Below are 18946 nucleotides of genomic sequence, written 5' to 3' on the forward strand. Positions count from 1 at the left end.
CCTCTTGACTGGGAAGCGGGCGTGCCGCCATACAGGCTCGCACAGCCGTCCGTGGGTGTGGGCACCGGTACGGCCGGCCACCCGCGGGCCACCGATTTTCGGCCATGATCGGGCCGACGGTCGTCAGGCCGAAAATCGGCGGCGGTCACGCGTTCACCGCACCCGGTGCCAGGCCGGTGCGGCCCGCCGGGTCAGCGGCGCTCGATGGAGACCGACTCGATCACCACGTCGTCCACCGGACGGTCCCCGCGGTCGGTCTTGACCTCGGAGATCGCCTTCACCACGGCCTGGCTGGCCGGGTCGACCACCTCGCCGAAGATGGTGTGGCGGTTGTTCAGGTGCGGGGTGGGGCCCACGGTGATGAAGAACTGCGAGCCGTTGGTGCCGGGGCCGGCGTTGGCCATGGCCAGCAGGTAGGGCTTGGAGAACTGCAGGTCGGGGTGGAACTCGTCGGCGAACTTGTAGCCCGGGCCGCCGGTGCCGTTCCCCAGCGGGTCGCCGCCCTGGATCATGAAGCCCTCGATGACCCGGTGGAACACCGTGCCGTCGTAGAGCCGGGCGGTCGTCTTGGCGCCGGTGCGCGGGTCCAGCCACTCCCGGGTGCCCTCGGCCAGCTCCACGAAGTTCTTCACCGTCTTCGGCGCGTGGTTGGGCAGCAGCCTGACGGCGATGTCCCCCTTGTTGGTCTTGATGGTGGCAATCAGTTCCTGGGCCACGATGCGCCTTCCGTCGCGTACAGATGGTCTCGCGCGGCGGCGGACGGCCGCCCGCCACCACGCCCGCATCCTCCCACGCCGCCCCGCGCCCCGCGCCAGGCGCACGGGCGGGCGGGTGGCGGGACGGCGCCGCCGGGACCGCACGGGTGACACGGGTACCCGGACGCTCCGCCGGAGCCCGGTACAACGCGCCGAAAAGACCGCAAATAGGAATGATGTGGTTGCAACGGGAAAGGGGTCACCCGAACACCACCCCAGGAGGAGGTTCTCGTGCCCGACGCAGTGGCGGCACGGCTCGACACCGTGCGGGACGCCGCCCGACGAACAAGGCATCAGCTCGCCCCCCGCGCGGTCGCGGCGCGGGAGGCGGCCATCACCTACGCCGACGAGGCCCGGTCCCGGGTGGCCCCGCGCGTCGAACTGGCGCGCGCGGCGGCCCGCGCCCGCTACCGGTCCGACGTCCGGCCCTACCTGAGGACCGCCCGGAGGAACGTCCCCGTGGTGCTCGAACAGGCCGCCAAGGGCGCGGCCCACCGCGCCCGCGCCGGCGTGGACCGGGCGGCCGAGTACGCCGCTCCCCGGGTCGGCGCCGCGGTGGCCGGTGCCCGGCAGGTCGCCGAGCCCTACCGGGAGGAGGCCGCCTCCCGCGGCGGCGCCGCGCTGGCCGCCCTGCGCGGGCAGGTGAGCGCCGAGGACGTGGAGCGCCTGCTGCGCCGCCGGCACCGGCGCGAACGGCGGGCCCGGAGCGCCCGGGCCCTGCTGCTGTTCGCCGCCACCGCGGCGGCCGCGGCGGTGGCCTGGCGGACGTGGCAGCGCCGCAACGAGCCGGACTGGCTCGGCGACGACACCGCCACCGAGGTCTTCGAGGCCTCCGGCGGCACCGGCGCCCGGCCGCTCGGCAGCGACCCCTCCGGCAGCGGCGCCGACGGCGAGCGCATCGAGGGCGGCGTCACCAACGAGCTGCGCGCCACCGCGGCGCGCACCGCCTCCTCCGCCAAGGAGGCCGTGGGCCACGCCGCCGACGCCGCCAGGAGCAAGGCCACCGAGACCGCCGAGCGGGTGAGGCCGCGGCAGGGCCGGGCGGAGGGGACGGAGGGCCGCGCGCCCCGGCAGGGCGAATCCGGCGCCCCGAAGGACTCCGCCAAGAACTCCGGGGACTCCGCCAAGGACTCCACCCAGCCCGGCCCCGGCGGACTGTGACCCCACCCCTCCCGCCGCACCCGCCGGAGCGAGCGGGCGCCGTACCGCAGGACCCGGTGCGGCGCCCGCTCGCCCGTCACTCCCGGCCCCGGCCGCCGGCCGCGGGCGCCAGGGAGAGGTTCCAGAAGTCGGCGTAGCGGCCGCCGCGGCGCAGCAGTTCGTCGTGGCCACCCTCCTCGACGATCCTGCCGGCGTCGAGGAAGACGATGCGGTCGGCGTGGCGGACGGTGCGCATCCGGTGGGCGACCATCACCACGGTGCGCCCCGCCATCAGCCGCTCGATGCCGGCGTGCACGGCCGCCTCGTTGACCGGGTCGAGCGCGGAGGTGACCTCGTCCAGCAGCACGATCGGCGCGTCCTTCAGCAGTGCCCGGGCGATCGAGACGCGCTGGCGCTCGCCGCCCGACAGCCGGGCGCCGCCCTCGCCGACCCTGGTCGACCACCCCTCGGGCAGCCGCTCGACCACCTCGTCCAGCCGCGCCGCCGCCGCGGCCGCCCGGACCTCGGCACCGGTGGCGTCGGGGCGGCCCAGGCGCACGTTCTCCTCGATCGTGCCGTCGAAGAGGTAGACGTCCTGGAAGACGATGGCGAACCGCGCCATCAGCTCCGCCGTGCCGATGGAGCGCACGTCCGCGCCGCCGATGCGCACCGCGCCCGCGTCCACGTCGTGGAACCGCGCCAGCAGCTGCAGCAGCGTGGTCTTGCCCGCGCCCGACGGCCCCACCACGGCCAGCCGCTGCCCCTCGGGCACGGACAGCGTGAGGCCGTCGAGGACGGTGCGCCCGCCGTGCCGGAAGGCGACCGACTCGAACTCCACCGCGTGGCCGGCCGGTCGGGCCGGTTCGGCCGGCTGCGGCAGCGGCTCGGTGCGCAGCACCGCGTCGAGCCGGGCCAGTTCGCCGCGCGCGGCACGCAGCTTCCCGCCGAGGTCGGCCAGCGACAGCAGCGGATCGGCGCAGCGGGCGGTCAGCACCAGGATCGCCAGCAGTTCCGCGGCCCCGACGCGGCCGTCGAGCGCGAGGTGGGCGCCCAGGACCAGCACGGCGGTGAAGGCCGCCTGCACCGTCAGCGTCAGCCCCAGCGCGCCGGGCAGCGTGGCCAGCGTGGAGCGGCGTGAGGCGCGCTGGACCTCCCGCAGGGCGTCGTCGAGCAGCTGGAAGCGTTCGGCGGTCCGGCCGCCGGCGCGGAGCACGGGCTGGGCGCGGAGGTACTCGACGACCCTCCCGGTGGCCTCGCGGTCGCGGGCGGCGCGCCGCGCGTCCTCGGCGGCCGTCGCCCGTCCGGTCAGGATCTGGATCGCCGCCACGACGGGGACGGCGGCCAGCGCGGCCAGGCCCAGCCGCCAGTCGAGGACGAGGATCACGCCGACGACCGTCAGCGGCGTCACGGCCGCGGAGACGAACGGCGCCAGCAGGTGCGCGATCACGCTCATCGCCTGGAGCACGCCCTGCCCGGCCAGGGCGGAGACCTCTCCCACCCGGGCCGGGCCGTACCAGCCGATCGGCAGCCGGGCCAGGTGGTCGCCGAGGCGGTGGTACACCCCGCGCAGCAGCGCGGTGCCGACGCGGAACCCCGACAGGTCGCTGAGGTAGCGCAGCACCGCGTAGCCCGCGACGGCGGCCCCGAACGCGCCCAGCCAGGGCCGGGCGTCGCCGGGCGCGTCCCCGAGCAGCGCCCGCAGCACGGGCACCAGCAGGGCGTAGGACAGGCCCTCGACGACCGCGGTGGTGGTCATCAGGGCGAGGGTGCGGCGCATCGGGCCGGAGTACCGGTGGCCCAGCACGCGCAGCAGCATCCGGATCATCGCGGGTCTCCCCCTGGTTCGCCGTGCCGTTCGCCTTCTCCGGTGCCGCCCGCCGCCGGCCGGGATCCCCACAGCGCGGAGAACCTCCCGCCCGCGTCGAGCAGTTCGGCGGGCGGGCCGTGCTCGACGATCAGCCCGTCCTCCAGCACCGCGACGGCGTCGGCGCCGGCGACGGTCTCCAGGCGGTGGGCGATGACCAGGACCGTCCGGTTCCCCCGGAGCGTCTCCAGGGCGCGGCGCACCGCCCGCTCGGTGTGCGGGTCGGCGAAGGAGGTCGCCTCGTCGAGCACCAGGACGGGGGTGTCGGCCAGCAGCGCGCGGGCGAGGGCGACCCGTTGGGCCTCGCCGCCGGACAGCCGGGCGTCCTCCCCGATCACCGAGTCGTAGCCGCGCGGCAGTCGCAGGATGCGGTCGTGGACGTTCGCCAGCCGGGCGGCGCGCAGCACGTCCTCGCGGTCGGCGTCCGGCACCGCCAGCGCGATGTTGTCCGCGACCGAGGCGCGCAGCAGGTGGACGTCCTGGAAGACGAAGGAGACCCACCGGTACAGCTCCCGGCTGTCCAGCTCGCGCAGGTCGGCGCCGCCGAGGTGGACCGAGCCGCCGGTCGGGTCGAAGAACCGCGGCAGCAGCTGGACCAGGGTGGACTTGCCGCTGCCGGACGGCCCGACCAGCGCGGTGACCGTCCCCGGCTCCAGCACCAGGTCGATCCCGCGCAGCACCTCGCGGCCGGGTTCGTAGCCGAAGCGGACGCCGCGCAGCTCCACCCGGTGGCCGCGCGGCACCACCGGGCGCGCCGGCTCCGGCAGCGGCGGCACCGCGAGCACGTCGCGGATCCGGCCGACCGCGCGGCGGGCGGCCTGCGTCTCGTCGAAGCCGTGCCCGAGCGCCGCGACCGGGGCGGTCAGCCCGAGGCCCAGCAGCAGGAACGGCAGCAGGTCGGCCGGGGCCAGCTCCCCACCGGTGATCAGTACCGCGCCGCCGGTCAGCACGGCCAGCAGCACGAACGGGGGCGAGAGCACCAGCTGCATCCCCGCGGCGATCGGGGAGATCCCGTGCACCCAGCGGCGGAAGGTGGCGACGAAGTCGTCGGCGGCCGTGCGGAACTCGTGGTGGGCGCGCTCGCCCCCGCCGAAGGCCTTGACCACCGCGATGCCCTGGACGAACTCCACGACGGAGCCCGCGATCCGCGCCATGGCGGCGTCGAAGTCGGCCTGCTCGCGCAGCCGGGCCGGGGTCATCATCAGCGGGACCAGCGCCACCGCCGCGGCCACCGGGATCAGGGTGACCAGCGTCAGCCGCCAGTCGACGGTGAACAGGTAGACCAGGGACACCAGCGGCACGACGAAGGCGGAGACCAGCTCGCCGGGGGTGTGGGCGATGAACGGGTGCACGGCGCCGACGTCGTCGCCCACCAGCTTGGCCAGCTCACCGCTGCGGCGGCCGGAGAGCCAGCCGATCGGCACCCGTCCCAGCCGCGCGGCCAGCTGCCGGCGGAACGCCAACTGCACCCGGGCGTCGAGCAGATGGCCGGTTCCCGCCGCGGCGGCGGTGAACAGCAGCCGGACGAGCAGGCCGACCGCCCCCGCGACCAGGGTGACCCGGACGTGGCCGGGGTCGACCGGGCCGGGCGCGAGCAGGGCGCGGCCGAGCTCGACGACCGCGAGCAGCGGCGCCAACCCCGCAACGGCGCCGACGACCTGGAGGACGATCACGGCGGTGAAGCCCCCCGCGTAGGGACGCAGCAGCCGCGCCAGGCCCGGCCCTTCCGGGGGGTGCTGCGCGGGACCGGCGTCCTCGGGTGGCCGGGTGGACTGTTTCCTCGCGTCGGCGAGCCCTGTGGTGGTCATGGTCCGGACCGTCGCCCCTTCGCATCGGATCCGCAGGAGAGATTCTTACGACGTAAGGTTGCGGCCCGACGCTATATTTACGATGTAAGAATCGTCAACCCGGATCCTGGGGCGTCCGGTACCGAAGGGAAGGCGCCATGGCGGCCAACAGGACTCGCGGGCAGCGCGCGGGGCTCACCCGGCAGGCCGTCCTGGAAGCGGCCGTGCGGCTCGCCGACCAGGAAGGACTGAAGGCCCTGTCGATGCGCCGGCTCGGCGCCGAGCTGGGCGTGGAGGCGATGACCCTCTACCACCACGTGCCGAACAAGGCCGCCCTGCTGGACGGCATGATCGAGCAGGTCGTCGCGGAGGCCGTGCCCCCCGAGTTCGGCACCGCTCCCTGGCGGGAGGTCCTGCGCGCCTACGCCCACGCGCTCAGGGACGCGCTCGCCGCCCATCCGCACGCCGTGCCGCTGCTGCTGTCCCGGCCCGCCATGACGCCCCGCAACCTGCGCACGCTGGAGGGCGTGGTGGGCATGCTGTACGAGGCGGGCTTCCCCCTGCCCCGGACCCTGGACGTCCTCTACTCCCTGACCAGCTTCGTCGTCGGCCACGCCGCCGCCCGGGCGGGCAACGTCGACGACGGCCTGGCCTCCTCGGACCCGGACGCCTACCCGCTGCTGGTCCGCGCCGCCCGGGAGGCGGGCGACGAACCGGCCGACACGCGCTTCCACTTCGCGCTCGACGCGCTGCTGGCCGGATTCGCCAGGGAGCTCGAACGCCCCTGACACCCCGCCCGACGCCCCCTCCCCGCACGGACCGAGGACACACCAAAAAAGCCCCTCCGAACCGCGGTTGCGCGGTCGGACGGGCTTTTCGACGTGGAGCCTAGGGGAGTCGAACCCCTGACATCTGCCATGCAAAGACAGCGCTCTACCAACTGAGCTAAGGCCCCGCGCCCGCGACGGTACACGGGCTGGCTCCACGATACCGGGTGCCGGGGCCGGAACGGCAAGCAGCGCGGGTGCCGCCCTGCGGCATGTGGAGCACACACACTTCCGGTATCCGTCGCCGCTCCGTAACATGCTGTTACGAAAGCGGCGCGCCCCGGCCGCCCGTCTTCCGCCGCCAGCAGGAGCGCTCCAGGTATGCAGACCACCCGGGAGGACCAGCCGCCGCCCAGCCCCGGTGGTGGCGGCGCACCGTCCCGGGACGCCACCGAACGCGCCCGCCAGCTCCAGCGCGCCTGGTACGGCGAACCGCTCGGCGACCTCTTCCGGCGGCTGCTCGCCGACCTGGACCTCAACCAGTCCCGGCTGGCCGGCGTCCTCGGCCTGTCCGCCCCCATGCTCTCCCAGCTGATGCACGGTCGGCGCACCAAGATCGGCAATCCGGTGGCGGTGCGCCGCCTCGACGCGCTGCGCGAACTCGACGCCCGGCTGCGCGCCGGCGAGATCGACGCCGCCGGCGCCGCCGCCCGCGTGGCCGAGATCCAGGCCGGCGGCAACGCCTCCGGCGGCGGCTTCGGCGTCGGCAACCCCCAGCACGGCGGCGCCCACGCGGCCGACGCCACGAGCGGTGGCGCGACCGCCGCCGCGGCCGGCGAGGCCGCGGCACGCCCCGGCCCGCCCACTGCCGTGCCGGTCGTCGTCAGGGAGATCCAGAGCCTGCTGCACACCATCTGCCCACCCGAGGAGATCTCCCGCGCCGCCGGCGAACTCGCCGACGACAACCCGGACCTGGCAGAGTTCCTACGCATCTACGGCACCGGTTCCGCCGAGGAGGCGGTCCGGCACTACCGGGCGCACCTGCCCCGTCCGCCGTCCTGACGGGCGCCGTCCGCACGCGCGCCCCTCCCGACGGCCGGGACGCGCGGGACGGCCGCCCGGACGAGGGGAGTGGACGCGGGCGATGGGTGAGGTGTTCGCCGGCCGGTACGAACTGGTCGACCCGATCGGGCGCGGCGGGGTGGGCGAGGTCTGGCGGGCCTGGGACCACCGGCTCCGCCGCTACGTGGCCGCCAAGATCCTGCAACAGCGCGACGCCCACGCGCTCATGCGGTTCGTGCGCGAGCAGGCGCTGCGCATCGACCACCCGCACGTGCTGGCCCCGACCAGCTGGGCGGCCGACGACGACCAGGTGCTGTTCACCATGGAGCTGGTCACCGGCGGCTCGGTCGCCGGCCTGCTCCGCGCGGGCGGCCCCCTGCCGCCGGGCACCGCCGTGCTGCTCACCGACCAGCTCCTCGCCGGCCTCGCCGCCGTGCACGACGAGGGCGTGGTGCACCGCGACATCAAGCCGGCGAACCTGCTGCTGCGGGCGACCGGCACCGGCCGGCCCCACCTCTACCTGTCCGACTTCGGCATCGCCGTGCGCCAGGGCGAGCCACGGCTCACCGCCGCCTCCTTCGTGGTCGGCACCCTCGGGTACTTCGCCCCGGAACAGCTCGACGGCGCCGACCCGGAACCCCGGCAGGACCTCTACGCCGTCGGCGTGGTGCTGCTGGAGATGCTCACCGCCCAGCGGATGGACCAGAACATGCTGCTGGCGGAGTTCGCCGGCCACTCCCGGCCGCCCGCCCGCGGCGGCATACCGGACCCGCTCTGGCAGGTCGTCTGCACGCTGCTCCGTCCCCGCCCGGAGGAACGCTTCGGCTCCGCGCTGGGCGTGCGGCGGGAGCTGGCCGCGGTACGCGCCCTGCTGGGCGAGGGCGCCGGAGGCGGCGGGTACGGCAGGTACGGCGGGTACGGCGAGGGCCACGGCGGGCCGGACGGCCTGGGGGGCGAGGACCACTGGCTGGACGTCCCCGACCGGATCGGCCCGCTGCCGCCCGGCTACGGGCCCGCCGGGCCGGAGCACGGCGGCACGCGGCCCGCGCCACCGCACGCCGCGCCGCCGCACGCCGCGCCACCGCCGCACGCGGTGCCCCCCTCGCACCCCGTCTCGCCGGCGCCCACCGCCCCGGCGGCGCACCCGGGGCCGCCGACGGCGCCCGCGGGGCCCGGCCCGCTCGGAGGTCCCGGCGCCACCCCGACGCCTGCGGCCGGCGGGTTCGGCGGCCCATCCACGCCGGCGCCCGGCCCCCTGCCCACGCCGACCGGCCCGACGGCCGTCGCCCCGATGACCGCTCCGGCCGGCGGATCCGGTCTGCTGATCGCGCTGGGGCTGCTCTCGGTCGTCCTGATCGCCTTCGGGTTGTGGGCGGTGGCGACCGGCTGAGGCGTCCGTCCTCGCCGGCCGCCGGGCGCGGTTTCACGTGAAACAGCGCCCGGCGCGGCTCACGACGCGGGGTACGCCCCGCCGCCCGGCGTCGGGCCGTAACCGGTCACCCCGACACCGCCCGGGCCGGGGTGACCCTGCCCCGGAAAGGACCGCCCGGTGCCACCGCCGTGGCCACCGGCGTGCCCGAGACCGATCCCGTGCACACTCCCCCCGTGGCCGTGGCCGTGGCCGTGGCCGCCCCCGCCGCCGCGGCCGCTACCGTGGCCCCCGCCATGGCCCCGGCCGGCACGGCCGGCACCGCCCCGCCGCCGTACGGCCAGCACTGCAACCACCGCCGCCAGCGCGACGCCGGCGGCCAGCGAGACGAAGCCGGCCAGTCGCAGCGCCGACGGGCCGGCCGACGTCCCCGAGGCGCCGTCACCGCCCCGGATTCCCTGCCAGCTCTCCTCGGTGACACCGAGCCCGTACTGCTCCAGCGGTTCGGCGTAGCCGGGCTCCGCCGCTGCCTCACCGCTCACCACGGCGCGCAGCGTGACACCCAGCGAGGCGCCGTCGCCCAGCACCCGGGCCACGGACGGGCTCAGCGACACCTGGAGGTAGTACCAGCCGGCGAACCGCATCGGCTTGGTGTCGGGGGCGTACTCCTCCCGGTTGGCGTGGGCGACCGGCACCGTGACGCCGTTCACCTGCTCCGGATCGCCGTCGTAGTAGGCGGTCTCCGGGTAGCCGACCCGCTGCCGGGCGGGGTTGAACAGCTGCACCGCCACGTCGGCGCGCTCCCCGGCGTCGGCCGCCCCCGCCACGCCCGCGAACTCCACCGTGTAGGCCAGGCTCTGCGCCCAGTCCACCGGCACCCGGTAGAACCGGCTCTCCCCGGCCGCCAGGGCGTCCACCCGGACGGCCGAGTCACCCGTCCGGGTGGCGGCCAGCAGTGGGGCGGCGGTGGCGAAGCCCTCCCCGCCGGCGACCTCCTCCGGGAGGTCGGTCGCCACCGGGGGCTCCTCGGGCACCTCGGTCGCGGCCGGGCCGGGGGAGGAGCCGGCGGCGAGGGCCGGCTCCTCGGTCACCGTGATCTCCAGCGGATAGGCGTCCGCGTCGAAGCCCGGCTCGTTCGGGCCGGACCGGGTGACGGTGAGCAGATAGACGCCCGCGTGGGTGCAGGTCTCGACGGCGCCCTCGCGGAGGCTCCGGCCGGCCGTCGCGGTGATCGGGGCGGCGAAGTCGAGGTCGGAGAAGTCGGTCGGCCCCTCGCTGCCGCAGGAGGTGCCGTCGGGCCGGCTGAAGAAGATCTCCACGCCGTCCGAGCCGTCGACCTCGCTGCCCGGCCCGGGCACCAGGGTGGCCGACGCCAGCACCGTGTCGTCCGCCTCCAGCGACATCTCGTAGTAGAGCGTCTCCCCCGGGGCGATGTCGTCCAGGTACGCCCCGCGGGTGAGTCGTGGAGCGCCGGCGGTGGTGTTGGTCCCCTCGACCGGTTCACCGTGCAGCGCGTAGGGCGCCGCCGCGCCGCCGTCGGGCCCCTCCCCCTCGGCGGCCACGCCGACGGCGGGCCCGCCGAGGGGGAGGGCGAGGCCGGCGGCCAGCAGGGCCGGCAGGGCGGTCCGCCACCGGCCGCCACGGCGGCGTCTCGCGGTCCCCCGATGGTCCATGGGTCCTCCCCCGTCACGCCCCCCGGGGGGCGTGCCCGTCGTCGGCCGTGACACCGCCTCCGCGCTGCCGCGGCCCGTGGTCCTGGTCAGGCTAGGGCGTCCGCCCGTCCCGGGGACGGTGCGGGAAAAGGGGCGGGCCCCGGCCGCTCCGGCCGGGGCCCGCCCCTGGTGTTTCCGCGATCCGTGGGGCGCGGGCGCCGCTCTCAGCGCGCCGCCGTCACGGCTGTCCCCACCGCCGCCGAGCCGTTCAGCTGCCCGCGCCGGAGGCCGTGGGAACCGGGTCGGTGGCCTCGGTCCACAGGTCCTGCTCGCGACGGTCGGCCTGGATCTGGCGGTACACGAGGAAACCGCCCACGGCAGCCAGTGCGACGACAAGAAGCTTCTTCACCGCGCGACCTCGTCCTTCTTCACTCTGGAGGGCTGGAACAGGTGCCGTGCCGACAGACGTCACGAGTGGCGAACCCGGTTCCCGCGGCGCCTCCGGCTGCCCGCCCCCCTTGTCCGGGAGGGCCGGTCCGACCGGTCGGTGCGCACGCGGCACCTGACCGCGATGATACACATCGGCCGTGACCCGTCCGATACCTTCCGCCCCGTCACGCGGGGCGCGCACGCCCCCGAGTGTCCCACCGGCACCGCCCGGTCCGGCCCCCGGCCCGGCCCCGGGACGGGCGGACGGGTGAACGGGCGGACGGGACGACCGGGCACCGGCCGACGGCTACCGGCTGCCCCCCACCGCCCCGCCGGCGTCGTCGCGCGCCGCGTCGTCGTGCACGGCGGCGTGCAGCTCCCGCAGCAGCCCGTTGATGTGCTCCAGGCGCTCCCTGGGCACGCCCGCCAGCATCCGGTGCTGCACCCGCAGCCCCTCCTCCGCCGCCTCCTCCACGGCGGCCCTCCCGGCCTCGGTCAGCCGCACCCGCAGCCCCCGCCGGTCGTGCGGATCGGGCAGCCGCTCCACCAGCCCGCTGCGCTCCAGCCGGTCCACCCGGCCGGTCATGCCGCCCGAGGTGAGCATCAGCGTGGCGGCGATCCGCCCGGGCGCCAGCTCGTACGGCTCCCCGGCCCGGCGCAGCGCGGCCAGCACGTCGAACTCGCCGCGGCCGATCCCGTGGCGGGCGTAGACCCGCGCCACGGCGTCCCCGACGGCGCGTGAGACGCGGTGGATCCGGCCGAACACCTCCATGGGGAGGGTGTCCAGCGCCGGCATCTCCCGCCGCCACTGCTCGATGATCGCGTCCACCGCGTCCGCCCGGGGCGGCCCGTCCTGCTGGTCCATGCGCCCATTCTTCCGCCTCCCCGTGTCACCGGTGAGCCAGTGAGCCATAACACTCTTGGCGCTAACTAGCTTAGGAGTAAGCTAGTTAGCGCCAAGCTACCTCGGGGGTTCCCATGTCCGCGTCCCGCGCCACCCGCCAGGCCACCCTGCTCGCCGCCCTCGCCCCGATCAGCTGGGGCTCCACCTACCTGGTCACCACCGAACTGCTACCACCCGACCGCCCCTTCTTCACCGGCGTGGCCCGCGCCCTCCCCGCCGGCCTGCTGCTGCTCGCGGTCACCCGCACGCTGCCCCGCGGCGCATGGTGGTGGCGCGCCCCGCTGCTCGGCGCGCTCAACATCGGCGTCTTCTTCGCCACCCTCTTCATCGCCGCCTACCGGCTGCCCGGCGGCGTGGCGGCCGTCGCCGGGGCCGCCGCACCCCTGGTGGTGATGCTGCTGTCCACCGTGCTCCTCGGCCAGCGGCTCCGGCTGCGCCCCGCCCTGCTGGGCGTCGCCGCCCTCGGCGGCATCGCCCTGGTCGTGCTGCGGGCCACCGCCCGGCTCGACGCCGTCGGGGTCGCCGCCGCGCTCGCCGGCACCGTCTCCATGGCCCTGGCCACCGTGCTCGCCAAGCGCTGGGGCCCGCCCGCCGACGCCGGTGCCCTCGCCCTCACCGGCTGGCAGCTCACCGCCGGCGGCCTGCTGCTGCTCCCGGTCGCCGCCTGGACCGAGGGCGCCCCGCCCGCGCTCACCGCCGTCAACCTGGCCGGCTACGCCTACCTGGCGCTCCTGAACACGGCCCTGGCCTACTGGCTGTGGTTCCGCGGCATCGCCGCCCTCGGCGCCGTCCCGCTGTCCTTCCTGGGCCTGCTCAGCCCGCTCACCGCCGCCACGCTCGGCTGGCTGCTGCTGGGGCAGACCCTCACCGGCTGGCAGCTCCTCGGCGGCGCCGTGGCCCTGCTGGGCACCGTCCTGGCCCAGCTCCCCGCCGCCCGCCGGAACCCCCCACCGCCGCCCACCCAGCCGGCCCCGCGGCCCCCGATCCCCGCCCACGCCCGGACCGCCGCCTGAGCGACCCGATCCGGCCGAGACCTGGACGAGACGCGAGCGGGCCCACAACCGCCCCGTAAACGACCGAAGCCTGACATCCACAACCGGATGTCAGGCTTCTGACCTGCTATTTCGCTACGGTGGGCCTAAGTGGACTTGAACCACTGACCTCTTCCTTATCAGGGAAGCGCTCTAACCGACTGAGCTATAGGCCCGGGGACCGGTTCGGACCGATCCGTTCCGCTCGGGGCTCCCTCGCGGACAAGAGGAGGTTACCGCACCGCCGGGCGTGAGCCCAAATCCATCCCCGTCGCGGCGGTCTCCGCGGGCGGACCCGCGGAGACCGTCCCCGGTCAGTCCTCCTCGGCCAGGGTGACCTCGAGGCCGCCGACGAACTGGGCGGCGATGTTGTAGATGAACGCGCCGATCGTGGCCAGGGCGGTCGCCAGCACCACGTCGATGACCGCGACCACCGCGGTGATCGTCATGACCCGGCCGAACGCCAGCAGGGTCAGCAGGTCCATCCCGTCGCCCTCCTGGCTGCCGGTGACCTCCCGCATGGTCTCGCCGACCGTCTGGAAGACCCCGACCGAGTCCAGGACCATCCACAGCAGCGCCACGGCCACCACGGCCACCACGCCTATCGCTATGGACAGCAGGAAGCTGACCTTCATCACCGACCACGGATCCACCTTGGAGACCCGCAGCCGCGCCTTCCGGGTGCGCGCCGCGCCACCCGTGGCCGGGCGCGCGGCGGCCGAGGGCTGACCGGCCCGCTGCGCCGGCGGCTGGCCGGCCGTGGGCTGGGCGGTGGGGCGGGCGGGCGCGGTCGTGGCGGCGCCCGCGGAGCCGGAACCGTATCCGCCGGAGGAGTAGTTCTGGGACTGGTACCCCTGCCCGGCCGAGGCCGATGAGGAGGAGGAAGAGTACTGGGACGGATTCGCCCCGTACCCGCCGTACTGACCCGCCCCGCCGCCCGTGGACGCCTGCCCGTACCCCGATCCCGAAGCCGAGGCCGAGCCGGACGTGCCGGACTGTCGTGGCTGCTGTTGATAGTTGCCGGACTGCACCCGATGCTCCCTGGCCGGTTGGTGACAGGTGATCCCCGGCGAGGCCGCCGGAGATCACGTGAACCCCTTCCCGCCCGGGTCCGGGCGGGAAGGGGGACGTGTGAGGAGAGCGGGAACCGTGCCAGGTTCCTTCCGCCGCCGGCACCCGGCCGAACGACGGCCCTCACGGACCATGCTCGCCGACCGGGTGTCGTCTCGTCAGCTCTGTGTTTCCTCGTTCGAGCCGGTCGCCTCGTCGGTAGCCGACTCCACCACACCTGAGTCTGCCGCATCGGCGGCTGACCCGGCGTCGGGGGCCTCCTCCTCCGCCGCGTCCGCCAACTCCTCGGCCTCCGCCCCGGCCTCCGCGTTCCGCGCGATGCCGACGACGGCGTCCCGCTTACTCAGGTTGATGAGTTGGACGCCCATGGTGTCACGTCCGGTTTCACGTACCTCCGAAACCCGGGTGCGAATCACACCACCGCCCAGCGTGATGGCGAGGATCTCGTCGGTCTCCTCCACCACCAGCGCGCCGACCAGCGAACCGCGGTCCTCGACGATCTTCGCCGCCTTGATGCCCAGACCGCCGCGGCCCTGCACCCGGTACTCGTCAACCTTGGTGCGCTTGGCGAAGCCGCCGTCGGTCGCGGTGAACACGAAGGTGTCCGGGCGCACCACGTTCATCGACAGCAGCTCGTCGCCCTCCCGGAACGACATGCCCTTCACACCCGAGGTGGCCCGGCCCATCGGCCGCAGCGCCTCGTCGGTGGCGGTGAACCGGATGGCCTGCGCCTTCCGGCTGATCAGCAGCAGGTCGTCGGTCGGCCCCACCAGCTCGGCGCCGATCAGCTCGTCCTCGCCGCCGTCCTCGGCCGCGCGCAGGTTGATCGCGATCACGCCGCCGGAGCGCGGGGAGTCGTAGTCCTTCAGCGGCGTCTTCTTCACCAGGCCCGACTTGGTGGCCAGCACCAGGTACGGCGCCACCTCGTAGTCCCGCACCGCGAGGATCCCGGCGATCCGCTCGTCCGGCTGGAAGGCGAGCAGGTTCGCCACGTGCTGCCCGCGGGCCTCCCGGCCGGCGTCCGGCAGCTCGTAGGCCTTCGCCCGGTACACCCGGCCCTTGTTGGTGAAGAACAGGATCCAGTGGTGCGTGGTGGTGACGAAGAAGTGGTCGACGATGTCGTCCTGCTTCAGCTGCGCGCCCCGCACGCCCTTGCCGCCGCGCTTCTGCGAGCGGTAGAGGTCGGTGCGGGTGCGCTTGACGTACCCGCCGCGGGTGATGGTGACGACGATGTCCTCTTCGGCGATCAGGTCCTCGATGGACATGTCGCCCTCGTAGGGGATCAGCTGGCTGCGTCGGTCGTCGCCGTACTTCTCGACGATCGCCGCCAGCTCCTCGCTGATGATCTGCCGCTGCCGCTCCGGCGAGGCCAGGATCGCGTTGTACTCGCCGATCCGGGTCATCAGCTCGTCGTACTCGGCCGTGATCCGCTGGTGCTCCAGGGCGGCCAGCCGGCGCAGCTGCATCTCCAGGATGGCGTTGGCCTGGATCTCGTCGATCTCCAGCAGCCCGATCAGGCCGCTGCGCGCCTCCTCCACCGTGGCGGAGGAGCGGATCAGGGCGATCACCTCGTCGATCGCGTCCAGCGCCTTGAGCAGGCCGCGCAGGATGTGCGCCCGCTCCTCGGCCTTGCGCAGCCGGTAGCGGGTGCGCCGGACGACGACCTCGATCTGGTGCGACACCCAGTGCCGGACGAAGGCGTCCAGCGAGAGGGTGCGCGGCACGCCGTCCACCAGCGCCAGCATGTTGGCGCCGAAGGTGGTCTGCAGCTCGGTGTGCTTGTAGAGGTTGTTCAGCACGACCTTGGCGACGGCGTCCCGCTTGAGCACCACCACCAGCCGCTGGCCGGTGCGCGAGGAGGACTCGTCGCGGACGTCCGCGATGCCCTGGATGCGGCCGTCCCGGACCAGGTCGGCGATCTTCTGCGCCAGGTTGTCCGGGTTCACCTGGTACGGCAGCTCGGTGACGACCAGGCACTGCCGGCCCTGGATCTCCTCGACCTCCACCACCGCGCGCATGGTGATCGAGCCGCGCCCGGTGCGGTAGGCGTCCTCGATGCCGCGGTGTCCGACGATCAGCGCGCCGGTCGGGAAGTCCGGGCCCTTGACCCGGCGGATCAGCTCCTCCAGCAGCTCCTCGTGGGAGACCTCCGGGTTCGCCAGGTACCACTGGACGCCGGAGGCCACCTCGCGCAGGTTGTGCGGGGGGATGTTGGTGGCCATGCCGACCGCGATGCCCGCGGAGCCGTTGACCAGCAGGTTGGGGAAGCGGGCCGGCAGGATCACCGGCTCCTGGGAGCGGCCGTCGTAGTTGGACTCGAAGTCGACGGTGTCCTCGTCGATGTCCCGCAGCATCTCCATGGCCAGCGGGGCCATCCGGCACTCGGTGTACCGCATGGCCGCGGCCGGGTCGTTGCCCGGCGAGCCGAAGTTGCCGTTACCGTCGACCAGCGGCATCCGCATCGCCCAGGGCTGCGCCAGCCGCACCAGGGTGTCGTAGATGGCGGTGTCGCCGTGCGGGTGGTAGTTGCCCATCACGTCGCCGACGACGCGGGCGCACTTGTAGTAGCCCTTGTCCGGCCGGTACCCGCCGTCGTACATCGCGTAGAGCACGCGGCGGTGCACCGGCTTGAGGCCGTCCCGCACCTCGGGCAGCGCGCGGCCCACGATCACGCTCATCGCGTAGTCGAGGTAGGAGCGCTGCATCTCGGTCTCAAGGCCGACGAGCTCGGTGCGGTGGCCGACGACGGCCTCGGCGCCGGGCGCGGAGCCCTCCTCGCCGGGGGTGCCGCCCGGGCCCTCGGGTCCGGTGGGGGGGTTGCTGTCCACCACGGGTGGTCTGGTCCTTTCGCGGGGCGGAGCTGACGTCTGGGCGGGGGCGCGGCCCTACCCGGCCGGGGCCGGTGGGGCCGCCGCGCCCGTCAGATGTCGAGGAAGCGGACGTCCTTGGCGTTGCGCTGGATGAAGGAACGCCTGGCCTCGACGTCCTCGCCCATCAGCACCGAGAACAGGTCGTCGGCGCGGGCCGCGTCGTCCAGCGTCACCTGGAGCAGGACCCGGTGCTCCGGGTCCATGGTGGTGACGCGCAGCTCCTCGGCGTTCATCTCGCCCAGGCCCTTGAAGCGCTGGATCGCGTCGTCCTTCGGCAGCTTGCGCCCGGCCTGCCGCCCCAGGTTGATCAGCGCGTCGCGCTCCCGGTCGGAGTAGGCGTACTGGAAGTCGTCCTTGCCCCACTTGATCTTGTACAGCGGCGGCTGGGCGAGGTAGACGTGACCGCTCTCGACCAGGGGGCGCATGAAGCGGAAGAGCAGGGTGAGCAGGAGGGTGCGGATGTGCTGGCCGTCGACGTCGGCGTCCGCCATCAGCACGATCTTGTGGTAGCGGAGCTTGTCGATGTCGAAGTCCTCGTGGATGCCCGTACCGAACGCCGAGATCAGCGCCTGCACCTCGGTGTTCTGCAGCACCCGGTCGATCCGGGCCTTCTCCACGTTCAGGATCTTGCCGCGGATCGGCAGGATGGCCTGGTACTGCGGGTTGCGACCGGACTTCGCCGAACCGCCGGCCGAGTCGCCCTCGACGATGAAGATCTCGCACTTCGTCGGGTCGTTGCTCTGGCAGTCGCTCAGCTTGCCGGGCAGGCTGGCCGTCTCCAGCAGCCCCTTGCGGCGGGTCAGGTCGCGCGCCTTGCGGGCGGCGACCCGGGCGGTGGCCGCCTGGATGCCCTTGCGGACGACGTCCGCCGCCTCGTTCGGGTTGCGGTCCAGCCAGTCGGCCAGCTGCTCGTGGACGACCTTCTGCACGAAGGTCTTCGCCTCGGTGTTGCCCAGCTTGGTCTTGGTCTGGCCCTCGAACTGCGGCTCGCCCAGCTTCACCGAGATGATGGCCGTCAGGCCCTCGCGGATGTCCTCGCCGGCGAGGTTGTCGTCCTTCTCCCGCAGCAGCTTGCGGTCCCGGGCGTACCGGTTGACCAGGGTGGTCAGCGCGGCGCGGAAGCCCTCCTCGTGGGTGCCGCCCTCGTGCGTGTGGATGGTGTTGGCGAAGCTGTACACGCCCTCGCTGTAGGCCGTGTTCCACTGCATCGCGACCTCGACCGCGATCCGCCGCTCCGGGTCCTCCGCGGAGAAGTCGATCACCGAGGGGTGGACCGGCTCGCCCTTCTTCGCGTTGAGGTGCTTGACGAAGTCGACGATGCCGCCGTCGTAGTGGTAGCGGACGGACAGCGGCTCGCTCGGCTCGTCGGCGCCCGCGGTGTCCGCGCCGGCGGTCTTCTTGGCCGTCTCCCGCTCGTCGGTCAGCGTGATGGTCAGGCCCCGGTTGAGGAAGGCCATCTCCTGGAAGCGCCGGGAGAGCGTCTCGAAGGAGTAGTCGGTGGTCTCGAAGATCTCGCCGTCGGCCCAGAAGGTGACCGAGGTGCCGGTGCGGTCGGTCGCCTCGTGCCGCTCCAGCGGGGCGGTGGGCACGCCCAGCTTGTAGTCCTGGGTCCAGCGGTAGCCGTCCCGGTGCACCTCCACCGACAGCCGGGTGGACAGGGCGTTCACCACCGAGACGCCGACGCCGTGCAGACCGCCGGAGACGGCGTAGCCGCCGCCCCCGAACTTGCCGCCGGCGTGCAGCACGGTGAGCACCAGCTCCAGGGCGGGCTTCTTCTCCACCGGGTGCATGTCCACCGGGATGCCGCGGCCGTTGTCCACCACGCGCACGGCGCCGTCGGGGAGGATGGTGACGTCGATGGTGTCCGCGTGACCGGCCAGCGCCTCGTCGACGGAGTTGTCCACGACCTCGTACACGAGGTGGTGCAGGCCACGCTCGCCGGTCGAGCCGATGTACATGCCGGGGCGCTTGCGCACCGCGTCGAGGCCCTCCAGCACGGTGATCGCGCTGGCGTCGTAGGACTGCTTGTTGCCTCCGGAGTCGGCCCCCTGCGGGTCCGCGGCCGGCTGCTCGAGGTTCTCGTCCTCGGGCATGGCGTGGTTTGCGCTGTTCTCGCTGGGGTTGCCGGAATCGGCCACGAAGCGCCCTCTCTGGCACAGCACGACCGAGGCAGCACAGCGCTGCACCCGGCCGCGAACTTCCACACAGGAACCGCATTCGGCGGTACGCCATCCAGTCTACCGGT

The 18946-nt window shown here is 74.2% G+C and carries 14 protein-coding genes and 2 tRNA genes; 5 read left to right on the forward strand and 11 right to left on the reverse strand.

Going from position 1 to position 18946, the window contains the following annotated elements:
* Positions 1–191: 191 nt before the first annotated feature.
* On the reverse strand, positions 192–716 hold the full coding sequence (locus FHU37_RS11695; RefSeq protein ID WP_312892564.1) for a peptidylprolyl isomerase: 525 nt from the start codon (positions 714–716) through the stop codon (positions 192–194).
* A 270-nt stretch (positions 717–986) separates the two neighbouring features.
* Between FHU37_RS11695 and FHU37_RS11700 the strand changes: the two genes are divergently transcribed.
* Positions 987–1916: a DUF5324 family protein gene (locus tag FHU37_RS11700; RefSeq protein WP_179814130.1), complete on the forward strand. Its 930-nt coding sequence runs from the start codon at positions 987–989 to the stop codon at positions 1914–1916.
* Positions 1917–1992: 76 nt separating this feature from the next.
* Here the strand turns inward: FHU37_RS11700 and FHU37_RS11705 are convergent, their stop codons facing one another.
* Positions 1993–3720: an ABC transporter ATP-binding protein gene (locus FHU37_RS11705; protein ID WP_179814131.1), complete on the reverse strand. Its 1728-nt coding sequence runs from the start codon at positions 3718–3720 to the stop codon at positions 1993–1995.
* On the reverse strand, positions 3717–5567 hold the full coding sequence (locus tag FHU37_RS11710; RefSeq protein ID WP_179814132.1) for an ABC transporter ATP-binding protein: 1851 nt from the start codon (positions 5565–5567) through the stop codon (positions 3717–3719). Before FHU37_RS11710 ends, FHU37_RS11705 begins: the two co-directional genes overlap by 4 nt.
* A gap of 137 nt (positions 5568–5704) precedes the next feature.
* Between FHU37_RS11710 and FHU37_RS11715 the strand changes: the two genes are divergently transcribed.
* Positions 5705–6334 carry a TetR/AcrR family transcriptional regulator C-terminal domain-containing protein gene (locus FHU37_RS11715; RefSeq protein WP_179814133.1) on the forward strand — a complete coding sequence of 210 codons (630 nt, stop codon included), beginning with the start codon at positions 5705–5707 and terminating at the stop codon, positions 6332–6334.
* Between the two features lie 94 nt (positions 6335–6428).
* Here FHU37_RS11715 and FHU37_RS11720 read toward each other — a convergent pair.
* Positions 6429–6501 (reverse strand) — tRNA-Ala (locus FHU37_RS11720).
* Between the two features lie 193 nt (positions 6502–6694).
* Between FHU37_RS11720 and FHU37_RS11725 the strand changes: the two genes are divergently transcribed.
* A complete protein-coding gene (locus tag FHU37_RS11725) occupies positions 6695–7375 on the forward strand; it encodes a helix-turn-helix domain-containing protein (RefSeq protein WP_179814134.1) in 681 nt (226 codons plus the stop codon).
* An 82-nt stretch (positions 7376–7457) separates the two neighbouring features.
* Positions 7458–8765 (forward strand): serine/threonine-protein kinase, encoded by a 1308-nt coding sequence (locus tag FHU37_RS11730; RefSeq protein ID WP_179814135.1) that lies wholly within the window; start codon positions 7458–7460, stop codon positions 8763–8765.
* Between the two features lie 59 nt (positions 8766–8824).
* Here FHU37_RS11730 and FHU37_RS11735 read toward each other — a convergent pair whose 3' ends face one another.
* The 3 genes from FHU37_RS11735 to FHU37_RS11745 all read right to left on the reverse strand — a co-directional run bounded on the left by FHU37_RS11735 (position 8825) and on the right by FHU37_RS11745 (position 11690).
* Positions 8825–10417, reverse strand: a complete 1593-nt coding sequence (locus tag FHU37_RS11735) for a hypothetical protein (protein WP_179814136.1) — start codon at positions 10415–10417, stop codon at positions 8825–8827.
* Between the two features lie 247 nt (positions 10418–10664).
* Positions 10665–10805, reverse strand: a complete 141-nt coding sequence (locus FHU37_RS27460; RefSeq protein WP_312892566.1) for a DLW-39 family protein — start codon at positions 10803–10805, stop codon at positions 10665–10667.
* Between the two features lie 327 nt (positions 10806–11132).
* Complete coding sequence (locus FHU37_RS11745) at positions 11133–11690, reverse strand: MarR family winged helix-turn-helix transcriptional regulator (RefSeq protein WP_179814138.1); 558 nt, start codon at positions 11688–11690, stop codon at positions 11133–11135.
* A gap of 113 nt (positions 11691–11803) precedes the next feature.
* Between FHU37_RS11745 and FHU37_RS11750 the strand changes: the two genes are divergently transcribed.
* The gene (locus FHU37_RS11750) at positions 11804–12742 is read left to right on the forward strand and encodes an EamA family transporter (protein WP_179814139.1); all 939 of its coding nucleotides are present in this window, start codon (positions 11804–11806) and stop codon (positions 12740–12742) included.
* Between the two features lie 120 nt (positions 12743–12862).
* Here FHU37_RS11750 and FHU37_RS11755 read toward each other — a convergent pair.
* From FHU37_RS11755 to gyrB, 4 genes are all read right to left on the reverse strand, one after another.
* Positions 12863–12936: transfer RNA gene (locus FHU37_RS11755), tRNA-Ile, on the reverse strand.
* 138 nt (positions 12937–13074) lie between these two features.
* Positions 13075–13791, reverse strand: a complete 717-nt coding sequence (locus FHU37_RS29305) for a DUF3566 domain-containing protein (protein ID WP_179814140.1) — start codon at positions 13789–13791, stop codon at positions 13075–13077.
* Positions 13792–13989: 198 nt separating this feature from the next.
* Positions 13990–16662: a DNA gyrase subunit A gene (gene gyrA / locus FHU37_RS11765; RefSeq protein WP_312892567.1), complete on the reverse strand. Its 2673-nt coding sequence runs from the start codon at positions 16660–16662 to the stop codon at positions 13990–13992.
* An 89-nt stretch (positions 16663–16751) separates the two neighbouring features.
* Complete coding sequence (gene gyrB, locus FHU37_RS11770; RefSeq protein ID WP_179814141.1) at positions 16752–18794, reverse strand: DNA topoisomerase (ATP-hydrolyzing) subunit B; 2043 nt, start codon at positions 18792–18794, stop codon at positions 16752–16754.
* Between the last annotated feature and the right edge of the window lie 152 nt (positions 18795–18946).

The organism is Allostreptomyces psammosilenae (genome assembly GCF_013407765.1).
Classification (GTDB): domain Bacteria; phylum Actinomycetota; class Actinomycetes; order Streptomycetales; family Streptomycetaceae; genus Allostreptomyces; species Allostreptomyces psammosilenae.